The organism is Mesorhizobium sp. M0960 (assembly GCF_040319055.1).
Lineage (GTDB): Bacteria > Pseudomonadota > Alphaproteobacteria > Rhizobiales > Rhizobiaceae > Mesorhizobium.
The window spans coordinates 17,275-38,980 of record NZ_JAMYNN010000021.1 but is presented as its reverse complement, the minus strand read 5'-3'; the positions used below and the strand labels follow the sequence as shown (position 1 = coordinate 38,980).

General features: G+C 60.5%; 18 protein-coding genes and 1 pseudogene. 9 read left to right on the top strand and 10 right to left on the bottom strand.

What is annotated here, in order from left to right; translation table 11 throughout:
• Positions 1-264: 264 nt before the first annotated feature.
• Positions 265-938, bottom strand: a pseudogene (locus tag NKH63_RS26815) (IS6 family transposase).
• Between the two features lie 52 nt (positions 939-990).
• Entirely contained in the window at positions 991-1,887 is an 897-nt protein-coding gene (locus NKH63_RS26810; protein WP_352919483.1) for a LysR family transcriptional regulator, read from the bottom strand.
• A 79-nt stretch (positions 1,888-1,966) separates the two neighbouring features.
• Between NKH63_RS26810 and NKH63_RS26805 the strand changes: the two genes are divergently transcribed.
• The 6 genes from NKH63_RS26805 (at position 1,967) to NKH63_RS26780 (ending at position 8,306) form a co-directional block, all read left to right on the top strand.
• Positions 1,967-3,181: a trans-sulfuration enzyme family protein gene (locus NKH63_RS26805; RefSeq protein ID WP_352720519.1), complete on the top strand. Its 1,215-nt coding sequence runs from the start codon at positions 1,967-1,969 to the stop codon at positions 3,179-3,181.
• Between the two features lie 29 nt (positions 3,182-3,210).
• The gene (locus NKH63_RS26800) at positions 3,211-4,245 is read left to right on the top strand and encodes a transporter substrate-binding domain-containing protein (RefSeq protein ID WP_023680948.1); all 1,035 of its coding nucleotides are present in this window, start codon (positions 3,211-3,213) and stop codon (positions 4,243-4,245) included.
• Between the two features lie 70 nt (positions 4,246-4,315).
• Complete coding sequence (locus tag NKH63_RS26795; protein WP_352919480.1) at positions 4,316-5,431, top strand: amino acid ABC transporter permease; 1,116 nt, start codon at positions 4,316-4,318, stop codon at positions 5,429-5,431.
• Positions 5,432-5,434: 3 nt separating this feature from the next.
• Complete coding sequence (locus NKH63_RS26790; RefSeq protein ID WP_352919477.1) at positions 5,435-6,526, top strand: amino acid ABC transporter permease; 1,092 nt, start codon at positions 5,435-5,437, stop codon at positions 6,524-6,526.
• 44 nt (positions 6,527-6,570) lie between these two features.
• Positions 6,571-7,320 carry an amino acid ABC transporter ATP-binding protein gene (locus tag NKH63_RS26785; protein ID WP_352720569.1) on the top strand — a complete coding sequence of 250 codons (750 nt, stop codon included), beginning with the start codon at positions 6,571-6,573 and terminating at the stop codon, positions 7,318-7,320.
• Between the two features lie 533 nt (positions 7,321-7,853).
• Positions 7,854-8,306, top strand: coding sequence for a hypothetical protein (locus NKH63_RS26780; RefSeq protein ID WP_352919475.1), 453 nt, complete (start codon positions 7,854-7,856; stop codon positions 8,304-8,306).
• A gap of 302 nt (positions 8,307-8,608) precedes the next feature.
• Here the strand turns inward: NKH63_RS26780 and NKH63_RS26775 are convergent, their stop codons facing one another.
• On the bottom strand, positions 8,609-9,325 hold the full coding sequence (locus NKH63_RS26775) for a pentapeptide repeat-containing protein (protein ID WP_352919472.1): 717 nt from the start codon (positions 9,323-9,325) through the stop codon (positions 8,609-8,611).
• Positions 9,326-9,965: 640 nt separating this feature from the next.
• On the opposite strand from NKH63_RS26775, the gene NKH63_RS26770 reads away from it, so the two are divergent.
• Together NKH63_RS26770 and NKH63_RS26765 are read left to right on the top strand one after the other, a co-directional pair.
• Positions 9,966-10,238: a PDZ domain-containing protein gene (locus NKH63_RS26770; protein WP_352720527.1), complete on the top strand. Its 273-nt coding sequence runs from the start codon at positions 9,966-9,968 to the stop codon at positions 10,236-10,238.
• Between the two features lie 26 nt (positions 10,239-10,264).
• Positions 10,265-10,474 (top strand): hypothetical protein, encoded by a 210-nt coding sequence (locus NKH63_RS26765; RefSeq protein WP_352466276.1) that lies wholly within the window; start codon positions 10,265-10,267, stop codon positions 10,472-10,474.
• Positions 10,475-11,319: 845 nt separating this feature from the next.
• On the opposite strand, the gene NKH63_RS26760 is transcribed toward NKH63_RS26765, so the two are convergent.
• The 7 genes from NKH63_RS26760 to NKH63_RS26730 are packed head-to-tail and all read right to left on the bottom strand — an operon-like array spanning position 11,320 to position 19,759.
• Positions 11,320-12,315: a response regulator gene (locus NKH63_RS26760; protein ID WP_031195385.1), complete on the bottom strand. Its 996-nt coding sequence runs from the start codon at positions 12,313-12,315 to the stop codon at positions 11,320-11,322.
• 11 nt (positions 12,316-12,326) lie between these two features.
• Complete coding sequence (locus NKH63_RS26755; RefSeq protein WP_352517492.1) at positions 12,327-13,349, bottom strand: chemotaxis response regulator protein-glutamate methylesterase; 1,023 nt, start codon at positions 13,347-13,349, stop codon at positions 12,327-12,329.
• 22 nt (positions 13,350-13,371) lie between these two features.
• Complete coding sequence (locus NKH63_RS26750) at positions 13,372-15,666, bottom strand: hybrid sensor histidine kinase/response regulator (protein WP_352919468.1); 2,295 nt, start codon at positions 15,664-15,666, stop codon at positions 13,372-13,374.
• Complete coding sequence (locus tag NKH63_RS26745) at positions 15,663-16,382, bottom strand: chemotaxis protein CheW (protein ID WP_352720533.1); 720 nt, start codon at positions 16,380-16,382, stop codon at positions 15,663-15,665. The genes NKH63_RS26750 and NKH63_RS26745 overlap by 4 nt, the downstream gene beginning before the upstream one ends.
• Positions 16,379-17,632 (bottom strand): CheR family methyltransferase, encoded by a 1,254-nt coding sequence (locus NKH63_RS26740; protein ID WP_352720535.1) that lies wholly within the window; start codon positions 17,630-17,632, stop codon positions 16,379-16,381. The genes NKH63_RS26745 and NKH63_RS26740 overlap by 4 nt, the downstream gene beginning before the upstream one ends.
• Positions 17,629-18,093, bottom strand: coding sequence for a chemotaxis protein CheW (locus NKH63_RS26735; RefSeq protein WP_352919465.1), 465 nt, complete (start codon positions 18,091-18,093; stop codon positions 17,629-17,631). The genes NKH63_RS26740 and NKH63_RS26735 overlap by 4 nt, the downstream gene beginning before the upstream one ends.
• 7 nt (positions 18,094-18,100) lie before the next feature.
• Positions 18,101-19,759, bottom strand: a complete 1,659-nt coding sequence (locus tag NKH63_RS26730; protein ID WP_352919463.1) for a methyl-accepting chemotaxis protein — start codon at positions 19,757-19,759, stop codon at positions 18,101-18,103.
• 704 nt (positions 19,760-20,463) lie between these two features.
• Between NKH63_RS26730 and NKH63_RS26725 the strand changes: the two genes are divergently transcribed.
• Positions 20,464-21,702 (top strand): pilus assembly protein TadG-related protein, encoded by a 1,239-nt coding sequence (locus NKH63_RS26725; RefSeq protein WP_352919568.1) that lies wholly within the window; start codon positions 20,464-20,466, stop codon positions 21,700-21,702.
• Positions 21,703-21,706 lie beyond the last annotated feature (4 nt).

The following is a 21,706-nucleotide window of genomic DNA, read 5'->3' as shown; positions in this document are numbered from 1 at the left end:
ACAGATATCTCTTCGGGCCCATGCTCACCACGCCGGGCGTTAAGATGGAGATACCTGGTGTCTCGGACGAGACCGAACGGGTCGACCTGATCGCGTACTTGCGCACACTCAGTGACAAGCCGATGCCGCCACCCTGAATCGATGATCTCTTGCACAAGTACTGCTGCGGACCTGCGTCGGCGGTGATGTCACATAGACGGAGATGGGCTGTGGTTGTGACTTTTGGGAATGATTTCAGGCGATCACGCCGGCAGCAGCTTTCCATTACGCCACGGCATTCAGGCGGTGAAGATGGATCTGAAAGGGGGCGCGTTTTGAACGGGGCGGGACGAAGAGATTGCGGGCTGCAGAGAAGGTCGAGACGAAACGCTGGAGGCTCCCCGGTGATCGAAAACCTTGCATCATCCGCTCTCGTTTTCGCAGTGGCACATGCGAAGTCTCCGCTCTGTTGTTCAAGCCCTTGTGCGACCGGTGCTCGATGTCCATCATGACCTGACGCCGCGCTGCTCCATAGGAGCCGAGCTTGTCGGTGATCATGCGCTTCGGCACCTGGCCCTGCTTTTCAACAGCCGTGTCAGCAAGTGCTTGGCGGCCTTGGTGTTGCGCCGGGTCTGGACGATCTCGTCGAGCACATAGCCGTCCTGGTTGACGGCCCGCCATAACCAATGCTTCTTGCCGGCGATCGTGATGGCGACTTCGTCGAGGTGCCAGATATCATTTCAACTGGGCTGCTTGCGGCGCAGGTGCCGGGCGTAGTCCAGCCTGAACTTCTTTCCCCACCGACGGATTGTCTAGTAGGAAACGACAATGCCGCGCTCCAGCAGCATTTCTTCGACATGATGCAGGCTCAGCGGAAATCGAGAATACAGCCACAGCGCGTGGGCGATGATCTCGGGTGGGAACCGATGCCGTTTGTAGCTGATCTGCGAAGTGTTCATCCCCAGCATCTATCGCAGCGATCCCTGACACGCGGTTGCCGTGACAACGCCCCTATGCCTCGCTCGATAGCATATTGCGAGCGGCATAGAGTTCGGCAATGAAGTCGGTGATCAAGGTCGAATTGATGCCGTCCGGCGGGCGCAGGAGTAGCGCGCGGAAATTGACGGCTGGCTCGAATGGCCTGGCCAAAATGCTGCCGATCATGCCGTCCGCAATGACGGAGGGATTGACCAAGCCGATCCCCATGCCCTTGGCTGCGAGGATGGCGATTGTCAGGCCGTAGGGCGTTTCGATCAGGATGCGCGGTCGCACCCCATGCGCGGCCAGGATCTTGTCCATCGCGAGCCGCGCCGTATCTTCCGGCGACAATGCCAGGAAGGCCTCGTCGGCGAGATCGGCCGGTGTGATTATCTGCTTCCGCGCCAGCCGGTGGTTCTTCGGCATCACGCAGACGGCGCGCGGTGTGGTGAAGACGCTGTGCAGCACGCCGCTGGTGTCGACCTCGTCGGCCGCGAGCCCGATATCGAAACTGCCAGAGGCGACCAGGTCGCGCACGATATTGGAGGTGCGGACCTGATAGCTGATTCGCACCTGCGGATGCCGGTGCGAGAACGCTACGATGGCGCGCGGCACCAGCCCATGCCCGAGTGCCGACAGGGAGGCGACGCGGATGGTACCGGTGCCGACCTCCTTGATCTGGGCCGCCCGCAGCTTCAGCCGGTCGAGCCCGACCAGGTTGGCTTTCACCTCGGCATGGAACAACTCCCCTTCGCGTGTCGGCACCAGCCTTCCACGAATGCGGTCGAAAAGCCTGAAGCCGAGCTCGGCCTCTAGCTTGGCTAGCGAACGGCTGATGGCCGGCTGCGAGGTGTCGAGCAGCGCGGCCGCCGCGCCGGCGCCGCGCGTGATCATGATCGCGCTGAAGACATCGACGTCGCGCAGGTTCATAGTGCAGCCATATCAAAAGCGAATTAACTTTATCGCTGCGGTCATAGATGGCAATGGATGAGCCCGCTAAGTTTCGCCCATGAACCGACGCGACGACACTTCACATGTCCATCCTCCCAAGCGCTCCGAGGAACCGTTCCAGGCGGTGGCGATGCCGGTCGAGCGAGCCTCGACCGTTGTCTTTGACGATCTGGAGTCGTTCGAGCGTCGCGTCGAGCGCCTGTACGACGGGTTCAGCTACGGACTTTACGGCACACCGACCAGCCGGCAGCTCGAAGATCACATCGCCGTGCTGGAAGGCGGATTGCGGGCTCTCGTCGTCCCGTCGGGCATGGCTGCCATGACGCTGGCGACCATGGCTGTCTGCCGTGGCGGCGAAAGGGTTCTGATCCCGGAGACGCTCTATGGCCCGGCGCGCGACATGGCCGAGCGTTTTCTTGGCCCCCTCGGGATCGAGGCGGTTTCCTACAATGCAAGGCTGGACGCAAGCATCGCGGCGATGATCGACGGCAGAACGCGGCTGGTTTGGGTAGAATCGCCTGGCTCGGCCACCTTCGAAGTCCAGGATGTGCCCGCCATCACAGCCGCGGCCCACAAGGCCGGCGCGCTCGTCGCGGCCGACAACACCTGGGCATCGCATCTGCTGTTCAAGCCGCTCGCCCATGGCGTCGACATCTCCATGCAGGCGCTTTCCAAGCACGCCGGCGGCCATGGCGATCTCCTGATGGGTTCAGTCTCAGTGCGCGACGAGGCGCTGTTCCGACGCCTGAAGGACACGGCGCGCTTCCTCGGCTACGGGGTCTCGCCGGAGGATTGCGCGCTGTGCGAGCGTGGCCTGATGACCATGCCGGTGCGCATGCGTCATGCCGACGCCACCGCGCGGAAGATCCTCGCCTGGCTATCGGAACGCCAGGAAGTCGCGCAGATCTTGCATCCCGCGGAGTCTGGCCATCCCGGCCACGCGGTCTGGAAGCGTGACTTCGCCGGATCGGCGGGCGTGTTCTCCTTCGTGCTGCGGCCGGAACTGGCGCCACTGCAATCCGATGTCCTGCGCAGGCTGCGGCTGTTCAGGCTCGGCGCAAGCTGGGGCGGCGTGCATTCGCTGATTGCCGTCAGCGATCCGCGCAAAGGGCGCGCCAGCCTCGATTGGCTGAAGCCCGGCCCGGTCTGGCGCCTGTCGATCGGCCTTGAGGCGCTCGAAGATCTTCTGGCCGACCTTTCCCAGGCCTTCGAACTCTTTGCTGAAGCCCGGCGCAACGGAACCGCAGCAGCCGACACCAAGGCCGCCGAATGATTAGAACCTCAACGAGAAGGGGAATGACTATGAAACATCAAGTTCTGAAATGGCTCACGGGTCTGGCGATAGGATTGGCCAGCCTGACTTCGGGCGCCGTGGACGCCAGCGCGCAGGCGGTTATCAACAAGATCAAGGAACGCGGCTATGTCAGCTGCGGCGCCAGCCAGGGCGTGCCCGGTCTCTCCCGGCCCGACGAGAAGGGGTATTATCGCGGCTTCGATTCCGATATCTGCCGCACTTTCGCGGTCGCCATCCTCGGAGACAAGGAGAAGATCCGTTACGTGCCGCTTAACGCAGGCCAGCGTTTTCCTGCGCTGCAGACCGGAGAGATCGACGTTCTGTCGCGCACATCCACCATCACCTACAGTCGCGATACGGTTGTCCGCTTCGTTTGGATCAATCTCTACGACACGGACGGCATGCTCGTGCGCAAGGCCGACAATATTACCGAGCCCAAACTGCTGGACGGAAAGACCGTCTGCCTGCAAGGCGGTGGCAGCCTGACCGAGAAAGCGATCGAGGAAACCGAGGAAGAGTTCGGGATCGCGATGGAGAAAGTCTATTACGACTCGACCATTCAGGCGCGCGACGCCTTCTTCGGCGGCCGCTGCGATTCATACGTCACCGACGGCACTGCGGCAGCCGGACAGCGTGCTTCGGTGGCCAAGAACCCCGACGACTACGACATCATCAAGGTCGGCAAAGCCGCCGAACCCAATGGCGTCGCGGTCGCCCGCGGCGACGATCAACTCTTCGACGTCGTGCGCTGGACATTGAATGCGCTGTTCTGGGCCGAGGCCAACGGCATCACCTCGCAGAACATCGATGAAAAGCTTGTGTCGGGCAGTCCGGAAGTCAAACGGGTGCTCGGTGAGGAACCCGGCTTCGGCAAGCCGCTCGGATTGGACGACAAGTGGGCCTACAACGTCATCAAGCAAATGGGCAACTACGCCGAGATCTGGGACCGCAATCTCGGCAAGGACAGCCCGCTAAAGGTCGAACGCGGTCTGAACGCGTTGTGGAAGGACGGGGGCCTCAACTATCCTTTCCCCTGGGATTGAGCCGCATGATGGAGGGGAACGGGCCCGGCGCTCCCCTTCCCTGCCAACGCCGCGAACCCTCGAGGTCAACATGCTGAGCGATGCCAAGACCAGATCGATCATCATCCAGTGTGCCTTGGCGGCCGCGGTTGCCGCTTTCGCTGCCCTGCTCGTCAGCACGACCTTCGCCAATCTGAGGGCCCGCGGCATCCCGATCGGCTTCGATTTCCTGACGATGCCGTCAAGGATCGTCATCTCCGAAGCAATCCTCACTTACAAGTCGCGGGACCCCTATTACTGGGCGATCGCGACTGGGCTCGCCAATACGGTCTTCATCTCCGCGGTCGTCATCGTCTTTTCATCCGCGCTCGGCCTCGTCGTCGGCATCACCCGGCTGAGCAGCAATCCCCTGGCGGCGGGCACCTGCCGCGTATGGGTGGAGGTTGCACGCAATTCACCGCCGATCGTGCTTCTGATCTTTCTCTACTCGCTGTGGTGGAAGGTGCTGCCGCCGGTCGGCGAAGCGCTCAATCCGCTGCCAGGCGTTTACGCCTCCATGCGCGGCTTTGTGGTGCCGGCCGTCAGCATGGACGTCGCCACCGCGGGATTGCTCGTCATTGCTCTCGCCCTGGCACTGGCGGCCGCTGGCTGGGCGGCGGCGAGAAGAGGATGGCTGCCACCGCTGACCGCGCCGGCGATCCTCGCGGTTGGCATTGCCGGGCTCTGGCTTGCCGATGCGAAGTTCTCCGTCGACTGGCCGACCTTCACTGGGTCGAACTTCAAAGGCGGCAAGAACCTGACGCCCGAACTCAGCACCATCCTCATCGGGCTGACCATCTACACCACCGGCTTCGTCGCCGAGATCGTGCGTGGCGGCGTGCTTTCGGTCGGCCGCGGTCAGTGGGATGCAGGTCATTCGCTCGGCCTGCCACGCGGCAAAATATTGCGTCTGATCATCATCCCGCAGATGCTGCGGGTGATCGTCCCGCCGCTCAACAGCCAATACATCAACGTCGTCAAGAATTCGACGCTGGCGATCGCGGTCGGCTATCCGGACTTCCTTGCGGTCATGAACACCATCATCAGCAAGTCCAGCCATTCGATCGAGGGCGTCTTCATCATCCTCGGCGTCTATCTCGCCCTCAACCTGAGCCTGTCGAGCGCGGCCAATTGGTACAACCGTCGCATCGCCATCGTGGAGCGCTGAACTATGAAGGCGCTGTCTCTTTCCCTTCCGGCCGAGCCAATGCCAGGACAGATCCGCTTCGGCGCCTTGCGGCGGTCAGCCATGCTCCTGTTCGGCACGCCACTCAATGCCGTCCTGACGCTGTTGTTCGGCGTTCTGCTCGTCGCCACGGTACCGCCGATGCTGCGCTGGCTAATAATCGACGCCGTGCTGTTCGACCCCAGTCCACGCGCGTGCCGGGTGGCCGCCGGAGCGTGCTGGAGCTTCATCTACGCCAAGTCCGGGCAGTTGCTGTTCGGCATCTATCCGCTCGACGAACGCTGGCGCCCCGCCATCGTCTGCGTGCTTATCCTGGCGCTGCTTGCCTGGTCGGTGCGGCCCGCCAGCTGGGCGCCGCGGCTGGCAGCGCTCTGGATGGCGGCGCTCGTCTTGATCTTCTGGCTGATGGCCGGCGGTTTCGGCCTAGCCGAGGTTCCGACCTCGTCCTGGGGCGGCCTGCCGGTGACACTCATCCTCACCGTCGTTGCGATCGGCGTCGCCTTCCCCGTCGGCATCCTGTTGGCGCTTGCCAGGCGCTCGACCATGCCCGCGATACGCATCGGCGCCGTGGTCCTGATAGAATCGGTGCGCGGACTGCCGCTCTTGTCCATCCTGTTCGTGGCATCGATCATGATGCCGCTGTTCCTGCCCGAAGCCTTGTTGCCCGACAAATTCGTGCGTGCGCTGGTCGCCCTCACCATCTTCGCGGCGGCCTATCTCGCCGAGGTGATCCGCGGCGGCCTGCAGGCCATCCCGAATGGCCAACACGAGGCCGCGGCGGCGCTCGGCCTGCCCTTCTGGCGCACGCAATATCTGGTGATCCTGCCGCAGGCGATCCGGGTGGCGATCCCGGCGCTGGCCAACACCATCATCGTCATGATCAAGAACACCAGCCTGGTCCTGGTCGTCGGCCTGTTCGACCTGATCAGCTCCGGTAAGGCGGCGCTGGCAGACCCGGACTGGCCGTCGCCGGCGGCCGAGACGTTCCTGTTTATCGGGGCGCTCTTCTTCGCGCTCTCCTTCTCATTCGCCCGCTTCGCCGACTTCCTGGAGCGGCGCGGCCCGACCGCTCAGTAGGAAATGCCTTGATGTTATCGTCCGCCCCAACGCGCGTTCCGTCCATGCCCGATCGCAGCGCTCCGCCCGCTATCCAAATGACCGGCATGAATAAGTGGTACGGAAACTTCCATGTGCTGAAGAATATCAACCTGACCGTCCATCGCGGCGAGAAGCTGGTGATCTGCGGTCCGTCCGGCTCGGGCAAGTCGACGATGATCCGCTGCATCAACCGGCTGGAGGAGCATCAGCAGGGACAGATCGTCGTCGAAGGTGTCGAACTCAGCAACGATTTGAAGAAGATCGACGTAATCCGCAGTGACATCGGCATGGTGTTCCAGCACTTCAACCTGTTCCCGCATTTGACCATTCTGGAAAACCTGACACTGGCGCCGATCTGGGTGCGCAGGATGCGGCGCGGGCAAGCCGAGCAGACCGCCATGCACTATCTGGAGCGGGTGAAGATCCCGGACCAGGCGCATAAATATCCCGGCCAGTTGTCCGGCGGCCAGCAGCAGCGCGTCGCCGTCGCCCGTGCGCTCTGCATGAGCCCGAAGATCATGCTCTTCGACGAACCGACCTCCGCCCTCGATCCTGAAATGGTCAAGGAAGTGCTCGACACCATGGTCGCGCTGGCCGACGATGGCATGACGATGCTGTGCGTCACCCATGAGATGGGATTTGCCCGCCAGGTCGCCGACCGCGTCGTCTTCATGGACCAGGGCGAGATCGTCGAGATGAACACGCCCTCCGAATTCTTCTCACATCCGCGTCACCAGCGCAGCAAACTGTTTCTTGCCCAGATCCTGAACTAGCGAACCTCTCCCGCCAGCCCATGCGCCGGCCGGATGGGCAGACGCAAATCAGAAATCCATCCGGGCGCTGGTCAGCGCGCAGCGACCTGCCAGACCGCGACGCCGGCCAGGATCAGGCCGGCGACGCCTTCGATGCTGCGCGAGATAATGTCGAAATAAGCGCGGCCGACTCTCGAAGAAATACACCAGGCGTTCGCGAAACAGAATCGACAGCGCCGCGAGTTCCGGCCATTGCTAGATGTTCGGCCCACAACTTCTGCACGTCGACGATCCGGGCGCCTGGCGGTGGGCGCTCGAAGATAATGCGCCGCCGGCCGGCGCAGGCACAGCTGCCACGTATTGCAGCAGACGGCAGAGGACGAGAACGTCGTCCACAACGCAACTCTCGACTCGAAGTCGTAGCTGCATCATATGGCCTGTTCACCAAGCGGGCTTTGGGGGCTAGCACGAAGTCGGGCACCCACTTTGGCACCTCCACTTGCGCGAGCAGTAGTCCGCTTTCCTTCGCAAATGCCATGTGGCAAGACGGATGGATGGCGGCGGACAGCGAACATAAAAGCATCTCTGCGAGAGCGTTGGGCATCGCATTATCAGCTGCTGCCCTCGTGCCGCATTTCACAACCCCAGCCTTTGCCCATGCTTCCGAGCGCGGCTATGTCATGCTCCTGCCGACCGGATATTATGTCGTGGGCGGGGCGGTGGCCGTAGCCGCGAGTTTTCTGGTTCTGGCTGTCCTCCCGCCCAGGCTGCTCGAACGCATTTCGGCATCCCGCCTGCCAATTGGTCAATTCGGCGGCGCCGCGCGCATTTGGATCAGCATGCTCGCCTTCGCGGTTCTCGCCATACTCGTGGCGGCGGGAATTCTCGGCAGCCGAGATCCGCTGTCGAATCCACTTCCGCTAACGGTGTGGACGCTGGTCTGGGTCGGACTGACATTGCTTCAGGGCGCAATCGGCTTTTTTGAGCCGCCGCACATGTGCGGCTAGCGGCCCAAATGGGCGCTTCAGCGCCAACAGGCGAACCAACACGTACGTCCGCAATGGGCCTGATCCCGGACCTTCGCACCGAGCTCTCACATGTCCGCTCGCGTGCTGGGTACCCTGGCAGCGGACGGTCTGCTCGGCCCCATTTCTGCCGCCTCGGACCGCGTGGGTAGTGGGAGAAATACGGCCCGATTCCATTCATCCGCTCCCGGCTGTCGCAAAAGTTATATAGCGCAAACGATGACATAGGGGTTCTCAGTTTCATCCTGTCGGGCGCAGCATTGCCGCAGTTCGCTTGCCGACAACTATTCCTGCTGGAATTGACAGGGCCAATCTTCAGGCCTCGTCAAGCCAGAAGGCAACTCGGTCCGGGCGTCTCCGCAAGCCATGTTGAGCTGCCACTGGGACAGACCCACCGAATTGGAAAGGTCGACGCCCTCGATACGGGTCAGAAAGAAAAAGGCGCGGTCAAAGTCTATCGGCGCGGTGAACGTCGCTCCCCGGAAGTCCGCCCGTGCGAGATTGGCAAACGAGAAGCGGCTGCCGCTGATATCGGCGTCATGGAACTGCGCACGCCCCAATTCTGCCTTTGTGAAATCAACATTGGTCAGATTGGCGTCCTGGAAATTCGAGCGCTGTATTTCCGCGCTCGCAAACACAGCGCCCTGCGCGTCCATACGGCTGAAGTCGGTCCTGTAGGCCTCGATTCTGTCGAACCGGGCGCCTTTGGCGGTCGAGTCGGCCAGGGAAGCACGCACAAGCGTTGCCTTCTCAAGATTTGCGGCAACGAGATTGCTGTTCCTGAGGTCGGTCGAAGTGAAATCAACACCGAACAGGTTCGCCCCGCTCAGGTCTTGTCCTTCTAGGATGAGAAGCTTCTTGTCACACTCGTGCCAATTGACGCCAGGCGTCGCGGCTGCGTCGCAATTGTGAGCAGCAGTGGCGTTCTGCCAAGCAAACACAGTGCAAACCGCTAGAACCAAGCCGGATGCGCCGTAAGCTCTGGTTCGCCTCAAAGTCATTGTTGCTGGACCTCTGCTACTCGCCGACACTCAACCTTACCACATCTGCTGACACTCGAGCCACGGTGACCACCGCCGTCACAGTTGGCGCATTTCTCATATTCAAGCTTTGATGTTAATCAACCGATCAACCCGCGCGTAGGGCGCGATTTGCGAGCGCCTCCCCATATCATCGGCGGTCCAGCAGAGATTCATTTGTCACAGGCCAGGCGCTTCATTCCGCAGGTATGCTTGACTAAGCCGAGGAGAGCGGTCGTTCAGGCTGGCGAAGTCGCGTGCCAAGATTGGCCTCCGCTCTGGACGTTTGTCTCGCTAATGAGGAGCCTGCTCGGGTGCTGATCGCCACCGCCGGCGTCCGCTGCCGACAAGCGCGAATCCGCTTGGTTCCGCACCGATCGGTACTTCCCGACGGCGAGGTTGACCCGGCACGGGGTGCTCGTCGCATATCCTGATTCCGCTGTCGCATGAACCCCACGACTTCGCTTAGCGAGGCCGAAGTTGATCTCTGCCATCCACCAGGTCGAACCATCAACCCCGCATATTTGTGGCGAATTCCACGTAGAGATCGTCCCCAAGGGCCGCTATCCGAAAGAAGGCCAGACGCGCGCCGTCGGCTCCATCCGCCGGCTGATCGACAATCATGGCGCTGAGCATGCACGGTTGGTCCTGTGTGTCCTGGCTGAGGGCCGCGGCGAACCACGCGCTCACCGAAGAAAGCAGCCTGACGGCCGTCTCTGACTTGCTGCTGGCCGGTCCGGACCTAGTGGAGCAGGGCATGGCCGCCGTGCTCGAGGTTTTCGACGCGATCCCGCTCGGCGCATACATGGCGATCGTCAATGAGCTGCGCGGCCGCCTTCATCAGGGGCATGCGCTAGCTGGGATCCTTACCGGCGCCTCCGGGAGAGCTCGCTAACGCAAAGGAGACTATTCGGTCCTGGGATGGCCAAGGCGGACGCCAGCGAGGCTGAAAAAGGCCGGCAGGGCTTCACCAAGCGCCAGCGCAGCCGCGAGGAACTGATCGCACTCGGCAAGAGGATGCTCGCGGTCAAGGCGTCAGTGCCTCATGGCGAGTTCGGACCATGGCTGCGCGATCAGCCTATCACGTACGATTTGGCTTTGCAGGCGATGCGGCTGGCCCGCGGCTGCTGACTAGAAGCGATCGGCCGAACCAAAGAAGAGGCGCTCCCTTGTTTCGCGCCGTATCCCCATCTAGCCTGCACTATTGTCAGTTGAGGTGACGGGTATGAAACAGAATCAGGTTGGCATTCAGCGATCATTCGCAAGCAACGCATTGGCCATCGGGCTTTTGATATCGAGCATATCTCTGGCAGGGTGCACTACAGTCTCAAATAGCGGTGCGGATGGTCGACGCCGCCGTCCGGCACCTATAAGGATACTGTCGTTGTGACGGTCACCTTTTGAGATAGGCGCATGGAGCCGGCGCTTGCTGGGGATTGCCCAGGCCCGGCACGATGCTCCGCCCGACCCCCTACTCGTGCCGGGCACACTCCTCCGGCTCGTTAGTCACTGCTCTCAAGCGGCTCCCCTATCTCGAAGACGCTCCCGCGTGCTGAGCAGGCGGTTGATCAATTGACAAGCAGCGTGTGATCGTAAGGGTTCGCCAGCAGTGGTCCTCCATCGCACCAGCCTCCCGCATCGGCTGCGGCGTCCGATACCCTGACGTGAGGATCACCTTCACGCAAGGAGATCGGTGGGCGTAATCCGGGCGGGCGCGTTGCGCAAGTCTATTTCGCGCCAAAAGGGGCGAGGGATGTCCTAGATTAGACTGGAGCAGGCGCATAAGCGTCGGAGGCGTAGCCGTCGAAAACGAACTCGTGTTTGAGGTTCCGGTCCGCGGAACAGCAGTTATCCAGAAATGGAACTGACTTTGAACGGTTTCGCTTGCCCGGTTGACAATCGAGGGGTCCCGTTCGGCAATCACCAAGCCTTTAAACTCCACGAGCTGTAAGCCCGTCCGTAAAGCACCCTTACCTTTAGTCGTAATACACGACACGGTCCCGTCCTTCCGACTTGGCGCGGAAGAGCGCCAGATCGGCCGCCTTGATGAGGTCATTTGGCGTGTGGTTCTCATCAGGCACCATGGTTGCAACACCGACGCTGATTGTGACCCGCTCAGAACCGTGGGGAATGCTCAAGGCTCGCACGCTCTGCACGAGCCGCTCGGCCATAGCGCCCGACTGCGCCTGCAAAATATCGACCACCACCACGACGAACTCTTCGCCGCCGTAGCGCGCCGCGAGATCGGTCGAGCGGTTGCAACTGCTTTGGATTACACTGGCGACCTGCTTCAGCACCTCGTCGCCTGCCATGTGGCCATAGGTGTCGTTGTAGCGCTTGAAGTGATCGGCATCGATCATAAACAACGACAGCGGGCTCTTCGTGCGGACCGCGCGCTTCCATTCCGCCGCGAGATATTCATCGAAGTAGCGCCGGTTTCCCAGACCTGTGAGACCGTCAATCCGTGTGAGACGTTCCAGCTCGAGATTCGCGCGCATTAATTGCCGCTGGCTTTCTCGCAGGGCCCTGTATGCCTCCTCTCGCTGAACGTGGTCAAGATAGGCCCGGGAGTGATAACGGACACGAGCGACCAACTCGATACGGTCCGGCAGTTTGACCAAATAGTCGTTCGCTCCGGCCTCGAATGCCTCGCCCTTGATGGCCGGATCTTCTTTACTTGACAGCACGATGACGGGGACAGAATGCGTCGAGGAATTCTTTCGGTATTGCCGTACCAGGTCCAGCCCATCAACGCCCGGCATGACAAGATCCTGCAGGATGACCGTTGGCTTCACTTCGTCGGCAACTGTAGTCGCTTTGAGCGGATCAGTGCAGAAGTGGAAATCTATGTCCGGCTGGTTTGCGAGCGCGCGCCGGACCGCTTCACAGATCATTATCTGGTCATCCACCAGCAGAACCATTGACGAGTAATTGTCTGCCAGGGGTGAGACGAGATTGGATTTGCCCGTCATAGAATAACCTTTCAGCAAGATCGGCCGCACGCCTCGATTAGGCGCGGGGCGATTGAGTCAAGTGGTAGGATCTCGACAGCGGCACCGATGGCAGCGGCGGCTTTGGGCATCCCATAGACCGCACTCGACGCGCTGTCTTGAGCGATTGTCAAATGCCCTTTGTCGCGTAGCAGCTTGAGCCCTTGGGCACCATCTCTACCCATGCCCGTGAGCAAGACACCGATCACGACACCCGGCCACCACTGCGCGGCGCTCTCAAGGAATACATCTACGGAGGGACGGTAGACGTTGTCGTGCGGCTTCGGGGTATAGCCGAGCTTGTGGGCTGACTTGAAGACGAGATGATCAGCCGTGGCCGCAATTAGAACGGTGCCGGCCTCGGGCTCATCTCCTTCGCGTGCAGGACGGATTGGAAGTGCCGCATGCTGGCCGAGCCAGTTTGCAAGACCGGGTACGAACTGCGCATCGAGATGCTGTACGAGAACTATTGCGGCCGTGAAATTGCTCGGAAATGCGCCGAGGATCGCGGCAACAGCTGCCGGCCCGCCCGCAGACGCGCCGATGGCGATAAGGTGCTGTGCCGATGACACAGACGGGGGCAATGTCCGTGTGCCCCAATTTGAAGACGGCGCGTCACGTACGAGTTTGCTGATCGTCGTTATCTTCTTGATAATAAGCTGTGCGGACCGTCCGGACCCCGGGCCGTCAGAGCCGATCGAGGGGATGTCGACCGCGTCAAGCGCACCATACCCCATTGCTTCATAGACACCAGGAATGTTGGCCTCAATGCTCGCCGTGACCAGCAGAATCAGGCATGGCGTCTTCGCCATGATCCTGCGCGTAGCCTCGACGCCATCCATTTCCGGCATCACCAGGTCCATGAGGATCAGGTCCGGGAGGTCTCGTTGGCAGGCCTCTACTGCCTCACGCCCGTTAACGGCGATCCAGGCCACCTGATGTTCCGGGGTTGATACAACCAATCGCCGCAGAAGCTCGACCGCAAGAGGCATATCGTTGACGATAGCGATCCTCATTGATGGATACACACGCTGCGCCTCATTCTGTCGCCTGGCCGATCAGGTCGACGACTGCATGGAGCAGTGTCTCGTCGTGGAAACTTCCTTTAGTCAGGTAGTAGTCCGCGCCGGCGTCCAGACCTCGCCTGCGATCGTCTTCGCGATCTTTGTACGACACGATCATGATCGGGGTGTTCCCGAGCCGGCTGTCCTTCTTCATCAAGGTCACCAGTTCGATGCCGTCCATGCGCGGCATATCAACATCGGTGATAACAAGATCGAATGGTTCAGACCGTATGGCGTTCCATCCATCCATACCATCAATCGCCACCTCGACCTCATAGCCGTTATTGTCCAGCAGCTTGCGTTCGAGCTCACGTACCGTCAAAGAATCGTCGACCACCAGAACGCGCTTGCGCCTCCTAAGATCGGGGCTGGTAGTACCACGCCGCAAGGTGCGTAGGCCGCCGGATGACGCGAGCTTGTCTACTGATCGGATCAGATCGTCGACATCAACGATAAGCACGGGCGAACCATCTTCCATCAACGCCGCCGCGCTGATGTCCTTGACCTTGGCAAAGCGAGGATCTAGCGGCCGGACCACCAACTCGCGCTCGCCCAGGAAGCGATCGACAATCAACCCGTGGGTTTCACCGCGATTACCATTAATCAGAACGACTGAAAGTTCATCGGCGTCTGCTTGCGGCTCAGCGCGGTCAAGAACCTGGTGCGCGGTGACTAGTCCGATCTGTCGATCCTCGAAGCGGAAATGCGGCCGGCCTTCGAGCAGTTCGATGCGCGTGCGCGGCAACTTTATCGTGCTGGCGATGCCTGCGAGCGGGAAGGCGTATGGCTCTCCGTCAATGTCGACGAGCAGCGTGCGGAGCACCGACAAGGTCAACGGCAGCTGTAGTTGAAATCGGGTTCCGAAGCCGAACTCTGAGGAGACGGTTGCGAGGCCTCGGACCTGCTTGGCCATCGCCTGTACGGCATCGAGCCCCACGCCGCGTCCGGAGATGTTGCTAACCGTCGCTTTCATCGAAAAGCCTGGCAGAAACAGAAATTCGAGCAATTCCGCTTCGGCAAGTCTGCCGACGGTCTCCTCTGTCGTCAGGCCGCGCGCCACGATCGTCTCGCGCAGCTTGTTCAGATCGATTCCCCTTCCGTCGTCCGCTACGATTATCTGCAGCAGGCCCGCATTGTGCCGTGCTTCGAGCCTGATGACACCTTCTTCAGATTTGCCGGCTGCTATACGTTCGTCGGTCGTTTCGAGCCCATGGTCGACAGCATTGCGGAGGAGATGGCCGAGTGGTGCCTCGAGTTGGTCCAGGATGTCGCGATCGATGCCAGTTGAGCCCCCGACGATGTCTAACCGCACGTTCTTCCCCAAGGTTCGGCCAAGGTCGCGCACCGTCCTTGAGTAGTGCCGGACGCCATCCTCGAAGGGGCGCATCCGGCTCGCCAGCGTTTCGTCATAGAGTCGATTCGCAAGGTCAGTGGCTCTGCGGTCAATCGAGTCCAATTCGTTAAGGCGCTCTGCGAGGAACGTCTGGCTCAGCCGAAGTTTTTGCAGCGCCTCTGCCAGTGCTTGCACCGCCCGATCGTCCTTAGGAATCTCGGCCAGTGCGTCGCCTAGCACGTCGAAGGCAATGGCCAGATCCGACTGAATCCGTTTCAGTCGAAGTAGGCCGCCCGTAAACGGCCTGAGGCGACGAGCCTCCATCAGGGACTCACCGGCAAGCCCTAGTAAGCGGTTCAGACTATCGGCCGTCACCCGCACCATACGGTCGGAACCGACGCCGCCATAAGGTTGAAGAAGTGGTTCCGATCGAGCGAGGACGCCCGTTTCCTTCGCCGAAGAGGCCCACGGCGCCTCCTGCGGGGCAGCATTTGAGCCGGCGAGCTCCGTCTCTGATACTGTAAGCACCTTGGCTGTCGATGGGGAGGATGCCTGCTCAAGCGCCAGCAGAAAACCGGCTATTTCCAGTTTGGCGCTCTCATCGGCCGAGGCAGGCTCACTGGATATGGATCCGAGGAGATCGACGCCTTTCAAAAGTGTATCGATGTGCTCGCGACTCAGGCTGAGACGACCCCGCTGTGCGGCGACCAGGCACTCTTCCATCGCGTGCGCAACTTCCACCGCCGGCGTCAGATCGACGATCCGGGCCGCCCCCTTCAGCGAATGGGCAGCCCGCATGCAAGCGTCGAGACTCTGGGCGGACACGGGATCGCGTTCGAGCGCTAGCAGACCGGACGTCAGGGCCTGCGACTGCGTCTCCAATTCGGCCCGAAAGAGGTCGAGCATCGAAAATTGGCTGTAGTCCGCGCCGCTCATGCGATAGCTCGATCGAGCATGGCCAGCAGCAGCGCCTCGTCCAGACAACCGACCGCGCCCCTTCGCCACGAGACCATGGCTGCCGTCATGGTCGAGGACGCCTTGCCAACGGTAGCAGGCACGGCAAGCTGGTCGCTCTGTTTGAATCGATAAATGCCGTGCATTTCGTCCACAGCAAAAGCAACGCGCTTGTCGCTGTTGCCGACGACGATAAGACGCGGAAATGCCTTGGTCCGCGTGTCCTGTACCCGCGTTTTGCGGTCGTCTACTCCGAGCAGTTTGGTCAACGAAACGCAAACCAGCAATTCGCCTCGAACATTGACAATGCCGAGAACCGCACTGTTCCTGCGATGTGGCAGCGAATGAATGCTACGCAGCTCGGCCACTTCTTGGAAGCAGCCAACCGGAAGCGCCAGCCATTCCTCGCCGAGACGAAAGACAACGACCGTCTGAAATGCACTGCCCTCGGCATTCCCGACTGCTTCATCGGTCCTTGCCTGGGCAAAATGTCGGGCCCACTCGTCGCGATAGCCGGGCGGCAGCGGACGGTTCAGGAGGTTCCGTGCGATTTCCTTATAGGTCGGGCAGTTCCGGCAGTGGAGATGCTGCTCCAGTTCAGGGCACGATCTGTCACCACGAACGCCTATTTGCCGCCAGCAGTCGCCGATGGCGATGTCCGGCACCGATGATACGCTACCGGGCTCAGCTGACGTCAAGTGCCGCTCCTTTTCCCAATCCGACCGAGCCGCCCGGTGAGGGCCTCGGCACCGGCGATGTCACCCTGCTTGCGAAGCAGCAGCGCAAGATGCGCGAGGGCTTCTTGATGGCGGGGTTCGAGATAGAGGGCCTTGCGATAGTTCTGGATCGCCTCGGAACGCGCATCTTCTGCATCCTGAGCTAGCCCGAGCAGATAGAAGATTTCCGGCGAGGGACCGTATTCCCCGAGATGCGTCAGCGCGAGTTCCTTTGCTTCCGCAACTCGTCCGGCATTGGCGGTGCGTTCTACAGAAGCGAGGCTTTGGGCCGCCCGCTCGGACGGGTGGACGGAGCGCTCCACTTTCGCTGCATTACTGGAGGCCGGCCGGATCGGGCTCAGCACTTTGCTGACGTCAGAGATAGGAGCAGGGGTGGCCGGACCGAAGCGCGACTTGGAGGGTGCAACCGTCTGGGGCGCCTTAGCCGGCTCCACGTTCGTGAACGCAAATGCCATGGGTAATCGCGCTGAAGCAAAGCCGTGCAGAATCGGAAGGCCTGATTCCGCTGGACCGACGAGCAGCAGGCCATCTGGCGCGAGGAGGGTCTTCAGACAAACCAGCGCGCGGTCTTGCAGGTTTCGGTTGAAATAGATCAGCAGGTTGCGGCAAAAAATAATGTCGTACGGTGCCGGCCCATACGAGGCCGCAGGATCAAACAGGTTGCCAAGCCTGAACCGGACTTGCTTCAGGACCCGCACCTCAGGCCGTAGTCCGCCTTCGGCCGCTTCGAGATAGCGTCCTCTGAATTCGAGAAAATCGCCGCGAAATGAGTTGCGCCCGTAGACGGCGCGCTCCGCGGCCGTGAGGTTGCCCGTGCTCACGTCGACTGCGTCAATCTTGAAATCCTGTGCTCCGAAACCAGCATCGAACATGGCCATCGCCATCGAATAGGGCTCTTCGCCTGTCGAACATGGTAGGCTCAAGAGCATTACGGGTTGACCCGGCCGCATGCGCGCCCGTGCATGACGCGTCATTGCAGTGAAAGCTTCACGATCTCGGAAGAACCATGTCTCCGGTACGACAACCGCGTTGATCAGTTCCTGGAGCTCGGATGGGCAGCCAGCCAGCAATTGCCAATAATCTTGAAGCTCACTGATCTGGCAGGCTGACATCCGCTCCCGGAGCGCGTGACGGATCACCGACAGACCGACAGTGCCGCTGTCCAGTCCAATCGTTTCCCTCAGTAGCTGTTCGACCGCACCAAACATCATGAACTCATCGCGACCTGACGGAACAACGTTTCGCGAATGTCGTCCGATAGCAGCGCTTCGGCCCTGACCCACTGGACAAGTCCTCTATCGTCGGACGCCACGGGGCCCAAGTAGGGCGGAGTTCCCGCCTCCATCCCGGACGGCGCGAAGTCAGAAGGATCCCGCTCGAGCATATCGGTCGCTCGTTCAGCAACAAGCGCAAACAGGTGGTTCTCACCATCCTTGGTTGGATAGCGTATCAGAACGATTCGTGTGCTCAGCACCAGCACCGAGGGGCGGCCAAGCGCAAGCAGGCTGAGATCGATCATGGGAACGGGTAAGCCCCGGCAGTTGATTAGGCCTACTACGCCGTTCGGCGCGCCCGGCAGCGTTCTCACGCCGATGTAAGGCAGGATCTCTTCAACCTGCTCCATGTCCAGCACATACCGGTCGCTACCTATACAGAACCCGAGGAATAGCATTGTCGTCCTAGCTCGCAGGCACCTCTCGTAGCGCCCGCAGTTTGAAACGGGAAATGCTGCTGCGTAACCCGCCCGAAACCTGATTGAGTTCGTCGATCGCGAGCGTGGATTGCTGGAGGGATTCAACCGTTTGCTGAGCGGCTTCGCTCAATTGTGTCAGCGTCTCACTGATCTGCGCTGCGCCCGTTGCCTGGGCCTGCATTCCTTCATTGGCGACTTCGAAGCGTGGCACCAAGCCCTGGACCTGCTGAATAATCTCGTAGAGTTGGCCGCCGACCTGCTGCACATCTTGCATGCCACGTCGGACCTCCTCGGAGAATTTGTCCATGCCCATGACACCGGCTGCGACGGCGGATTGAATTTCCTTGACCATCTGCTCGATGTCGTATGTCGAGACGGCGGTTTGGTCGGCAAGCCGCCGGATCTCCGTTGCCACGACCGCAAAGCCTCGCCCATATTGCCCCGCCTTCTCAGCCTCGATTGCGGCGTTTAGCGAAAGAAGGTTGGTCTGGTCGGCAACCTTGGTGATCGTGGTCACCACCTGATTGATATTGCCGGCCTTCTCGCTCAGAATCGCAAGTTTGGAATTAATCGCGGTGGCGGCTTCCATGACGTGCTGCATGGTTGCCTCCATGCGTGCCAGCCCTGCTTGTCCGCCGGTGGCGAGCGTGGCAGTTTGCTCGGCGACCGCAGAAACTTCGCTCATCGTTCGTACGAGCTCATTGGAGGTTGCCGAGATTTCCTTGGCGGTCGCTCGGATTTCGGTCGTAGTGGCCGCGATCTCATTTGCGGTTGCCTGCTGTTCCTTTGAAGTGGCGGCCACCTCGGTTATCGATGTGTTGACTTGAATGCTGGATTTCTGAACCTGGCCTATCAGCGTGGTGAGATCATCGGCCATGGTGTTGAAGCCCTCAGCCAGCGTGTCAAACTCGTCCTTGCGCTTCAAATCGAGGCGCCCGCTGAAGTCGCCCAGGCGCATTACACGGACGAGATCGACCAATCGGCCAAGCGGGACACTAACGGCACGGAATAGAAGATAGCCGCACAAAAGGGCCAAACCGAGTGCTACGAGGAACCCGGCAATCAGGCCCAACTTCGCTGTGCGGACGATCGAACCTATCTTTTGGGTCGAGCTGTTTGCCTCTCCTCTATGGTCCTCGACCATGGCTTGCAGAGCCGATTGCAATTTCCGAAAGATCGGCTCCACATTGTTCTTGATGGCCGGGCGCTCGTTGGGGATCTCTCCCTTCGCCAACGCGGCACGACTGGCATCCAGTACGGCGGCTTCGGCTTGGCGGAATTGATCGGCGAGGTCCTTGACGACAGCGTAGTTCTGCTTGTCCAAATCGGACTCAATGGTCTCTTCATACTCGTCCATCGACCGTTGCAGGGCGTCGCGGTTCGCCTTGATGGTAGCCTCGAAAGCCCGCTTGTCGGCAGGATTGTCCTGAAGAGCATATTCCTGGAGAAGACTATGGGCATCCATCTGTCCCATCATGATCTGGGTGCTGTGATAGAGGTCCGGAAGAGTTTCCTTTTCCACGCTGGTCGCTTCTTGCTCCGTCTGGAGAAACCAAACGTATGTAATGATGGCCATAACCGACATGACAACCAGAACGGCCGCGAAACTGGCGAGTATGCGGCGGCGTATCGTCAAGCTGTTCATCGGGCTCAGTTCCGCCAGGGCGCTAATTGATTTGTTGGCACGACTAGCCCAGCACCGCGTTGCGACTATGCCGAACAAGCGAGATTCATTCGAATCGCGGAATCTAATGTTGGAAACGTTTCTTTTCCGTTCACGTCGCGCCCACAAGCCGCCTGCGAACGGCATGTACGCGTCCAAACCAATGGCCGATCGCATCGGCCGCAACTGGAAAGTATCTCCAACATCGAGCGCGGCAAGCAGCTCCCTCCATTGAAACGCTCGTGAGTCGCGCGTGTTCTCAGCGACGGATTGCTTCGAAGGCCTGGCAAGGGGGCGCGCTGTTTCGCGCGAGAGCGCACATAGCTCCAGGTGGAACTCCTGGAAGCGCCGTGCAATTGGCGCCTAGGCTTGTCAAAGTGGAGCGCGTGCAGGTGAGGCCTGCTTGCCGTGCACGCTTTGCGCTGGCGCAAATCTGATTTCATTTGTCGCGGCTATGGCCGTTAGCCTACCCACGAGGGCGAAACACTCGCAAAGTCAATCATTGAGACTGGAAACGCTAACCCGATACGCGACTGGCGCCGCCGGTTGAAGATAGGGCCAGCGACCAGCAGCGTGGTCGCCGAGTGCGGCCGCGGGAGCTTGTGCCGGCCGCGCCAAGGAGCGGATATATCAAATGGAGCGAAATTCTTAGCCATTCCTTCATCCATCTTTTCGTTAAATACCCCATGGAAATGGGGCGCATTATATCGAGGCGGTTGGTTCGGTGTTTGCGACGAGGCGTCGGGACGAGCGGCAACGTTGCTACTATTTTTGCCCTATCTTTGCCGATTGTCGTCGGCGCAGCGGGTCTCGGTATCGAGACCTCCTACTGGTATTTTAGCAGCCTGAAATTACAGGCGGTGGCGGATGCGGCAGCCTATGCTGGCGCTTTGGAAAAGGTTTCGGGATCTGACAAGCCAACGATTGTCTCCGCCGCGACACTGTCAGCGACGACCAACGGCTGGGACCCGTCAACAGGCACAATCGAAATCTTCACGCCACCGTCCTCTGGCCCGAATGTCGCCCAAAAGGCCGTCGAGGTCATCGTCCATCAGACCCTCGATCGGTTTTTTACATCGATATTCACGCAAAACGCGATCGGCGCACGGGCAAGAGCGGTGGCTTTTATCACTGACGCCTCAAAGGCCTGCGCTTTGTCGCTCAATCGCTCCGCCCCGAGAGCGGCACTGTTTTCCGGCAGTTCGACCATAAAAATGACGGGCTGCTCCGTGATGTCCAATTCCATTGCCGCCGATGCGATCAAGCTTCAGGGATCGGCAAACCTTCAGGCCGACTGCCTGATATCGGCCGGCGGTGTTTCGTTGAACAACCCCGTGACGACTGTTTGCGCCAGCCCGATAACCCAGGCCTTACCCGCTGGTGATCCCTTTGCCGACCTGCCGGCGCCACCAGCCACAACTCCCTGTCAAAACTCGAAATTGTCGACCCTGAACCCCGGGACATACTGCAGCGGGCTGAGCTTGAGCGGCAATGTTGCGCTCGCGCCCGGCGTGTACGTCATTCAAGGCGGTGATTTCAAAGCGAACGCGAACGCCAATGTTTCCGGCGACGGAGTCATCATCTATCTGGCCGGCAGCGCGGGCGTCAGCATGAACGGCAACGCCACCATCAAGCTTAGCGCACCGACGTCGGGCACGTATTCCGGTGTCCTGTTTTACGGCGACAGAGGTAACCTGACGGGATCGAACACGTTCAATGGCACGGCGGACTCGCTTTTGACCGGCGCTCTGTATTTTCCAACACAGGACGTCAACTATCTCGGCAATTTTTCTGGCAAGGGTGGTTGCACGCAGGTCGTCGCCGGTACCTTGCAGTGGTCCGGCAACACGAGCATCAGCCAGGATTGCACGAGCCTCGGAATGCGCGACATTCCGGCGACGCAATCCGTTCGGCTTGTGGAGTAATCTT

Coding starts and splice junctions, on each gene's coding strand:
- NKH63_RS26810 (WP_352919483.1), bottom strand. CDS start 1,887: ATGAACCTGCGCGACGTCGATGTCTTCAGCGCGATCATGATCACGCGC.
- NKH63_RS26805 (WP_352720519.1), top strand. CDS start 1,967: ATGAACCGACGCGACGACACTTCACATGTCCATCCTCCCAAGCGCTCC.
- NKH63_RS26800 (WP_023680948.1), top strand. CDS start 3,211: ATGAAACATCAAGTTCTGAAATGGCTCACGGGTCTGGCGATAGGATTG.
- NKH63_RS26795 (WP_352919480.1), top strand. CDS start 4,316: ATGCTGAGCGATGCCAAGACCAGATCGATCATCATCCAGTGTGCCTTG.
- NKH63_RS26790 (WP_352919477.1), top strand. CDS start 5,435: ATGAAGGCGCTGTCTCTTTCCCTTCCGGCCGAGCCAATGCCAGGACAG.
- NKH63_RS26785 (WP_352720569.1), top strand. CDS start 6,571: ATGCCCGATCGCAGCGCTCCGCCCGCTATCCAAATGACCGGCATGAAT.
- NKH63_RS26780 (WP_352919475.1), top strand. CDS start 7,854: ATGGCGGCGGACAGCGAACATAAAAGCATCTCTGCGAGAGCGTTGGGC.
- NKH63_RS26775 (WP_352919472.1), bottom strand. CDS start 9,325: ATGACTTTGAGGCGAACCAGAGCTTACGGCGCATCCGGCTTGGTTCTA.
- NKH63_RS26770 (WP_352720527.1), top strand. CDS start 9,966: ATGGCGCTGAGCATGCACGGTTGGTCCTGTGTGTCCTGGCTGAGGGCC.
- NKH63_RS26765 (WP_352466276.1), top strand. CDS start 10,265: ATGGCCAAGGCGGACGCCAGCGAGGCTGAAAAAGGCCGGCAGGGCTTC.
- NKH63_RS26760 (WP_031195385.1), bottom strand. CDS start 12,315: ATGACGGGCAAATCCAATCTCGTCTCACCCCTGGCAGACAATTACTCG.
- NKH63_RS26755 (WP_352517492.1), bottom strand. CDS start 13,349: ATGAGGATCGCTATCGTCAACGATATGCCTCTTGCGGTCGAGCTTCTG.
- NKH63_RS26750 (WP_352919468.1), bottom strand. CDS start 15,666: ATGAGCGGCGCGGACTACAGCCAATTTTCGATGCTCGACCTCTTTCGG.
- NKH63_RS26740 (WP_352720535.1), bottom strand. CDS start 17,632: ATGATGTTTGGTGCGGTCGAACAGCTACTGAGGGAAACGATTGGACTG.
- NKH63_RS26735 (WP_352919465.1), bottom strand. CDS start 18,093: ATGCTATTCCTCGGGTTCTGTATAGGTAGCGACCGGTATGTGCTGGAC.
- NKH63_RS26730 (WP_352919463.1), bottom strand. CDS start 19,759: ATGAACAGCTTGACGATACGCCGCCGCATACTCGCCAGTTTCGCGGCC.
- NKH63_RS26725 (WP_352919568.1), top strand. CDS start 20,464: ATGGAAATGGGGCGCATTATATCGAGGCGGTTGGTTCGGTGTTTGCGA.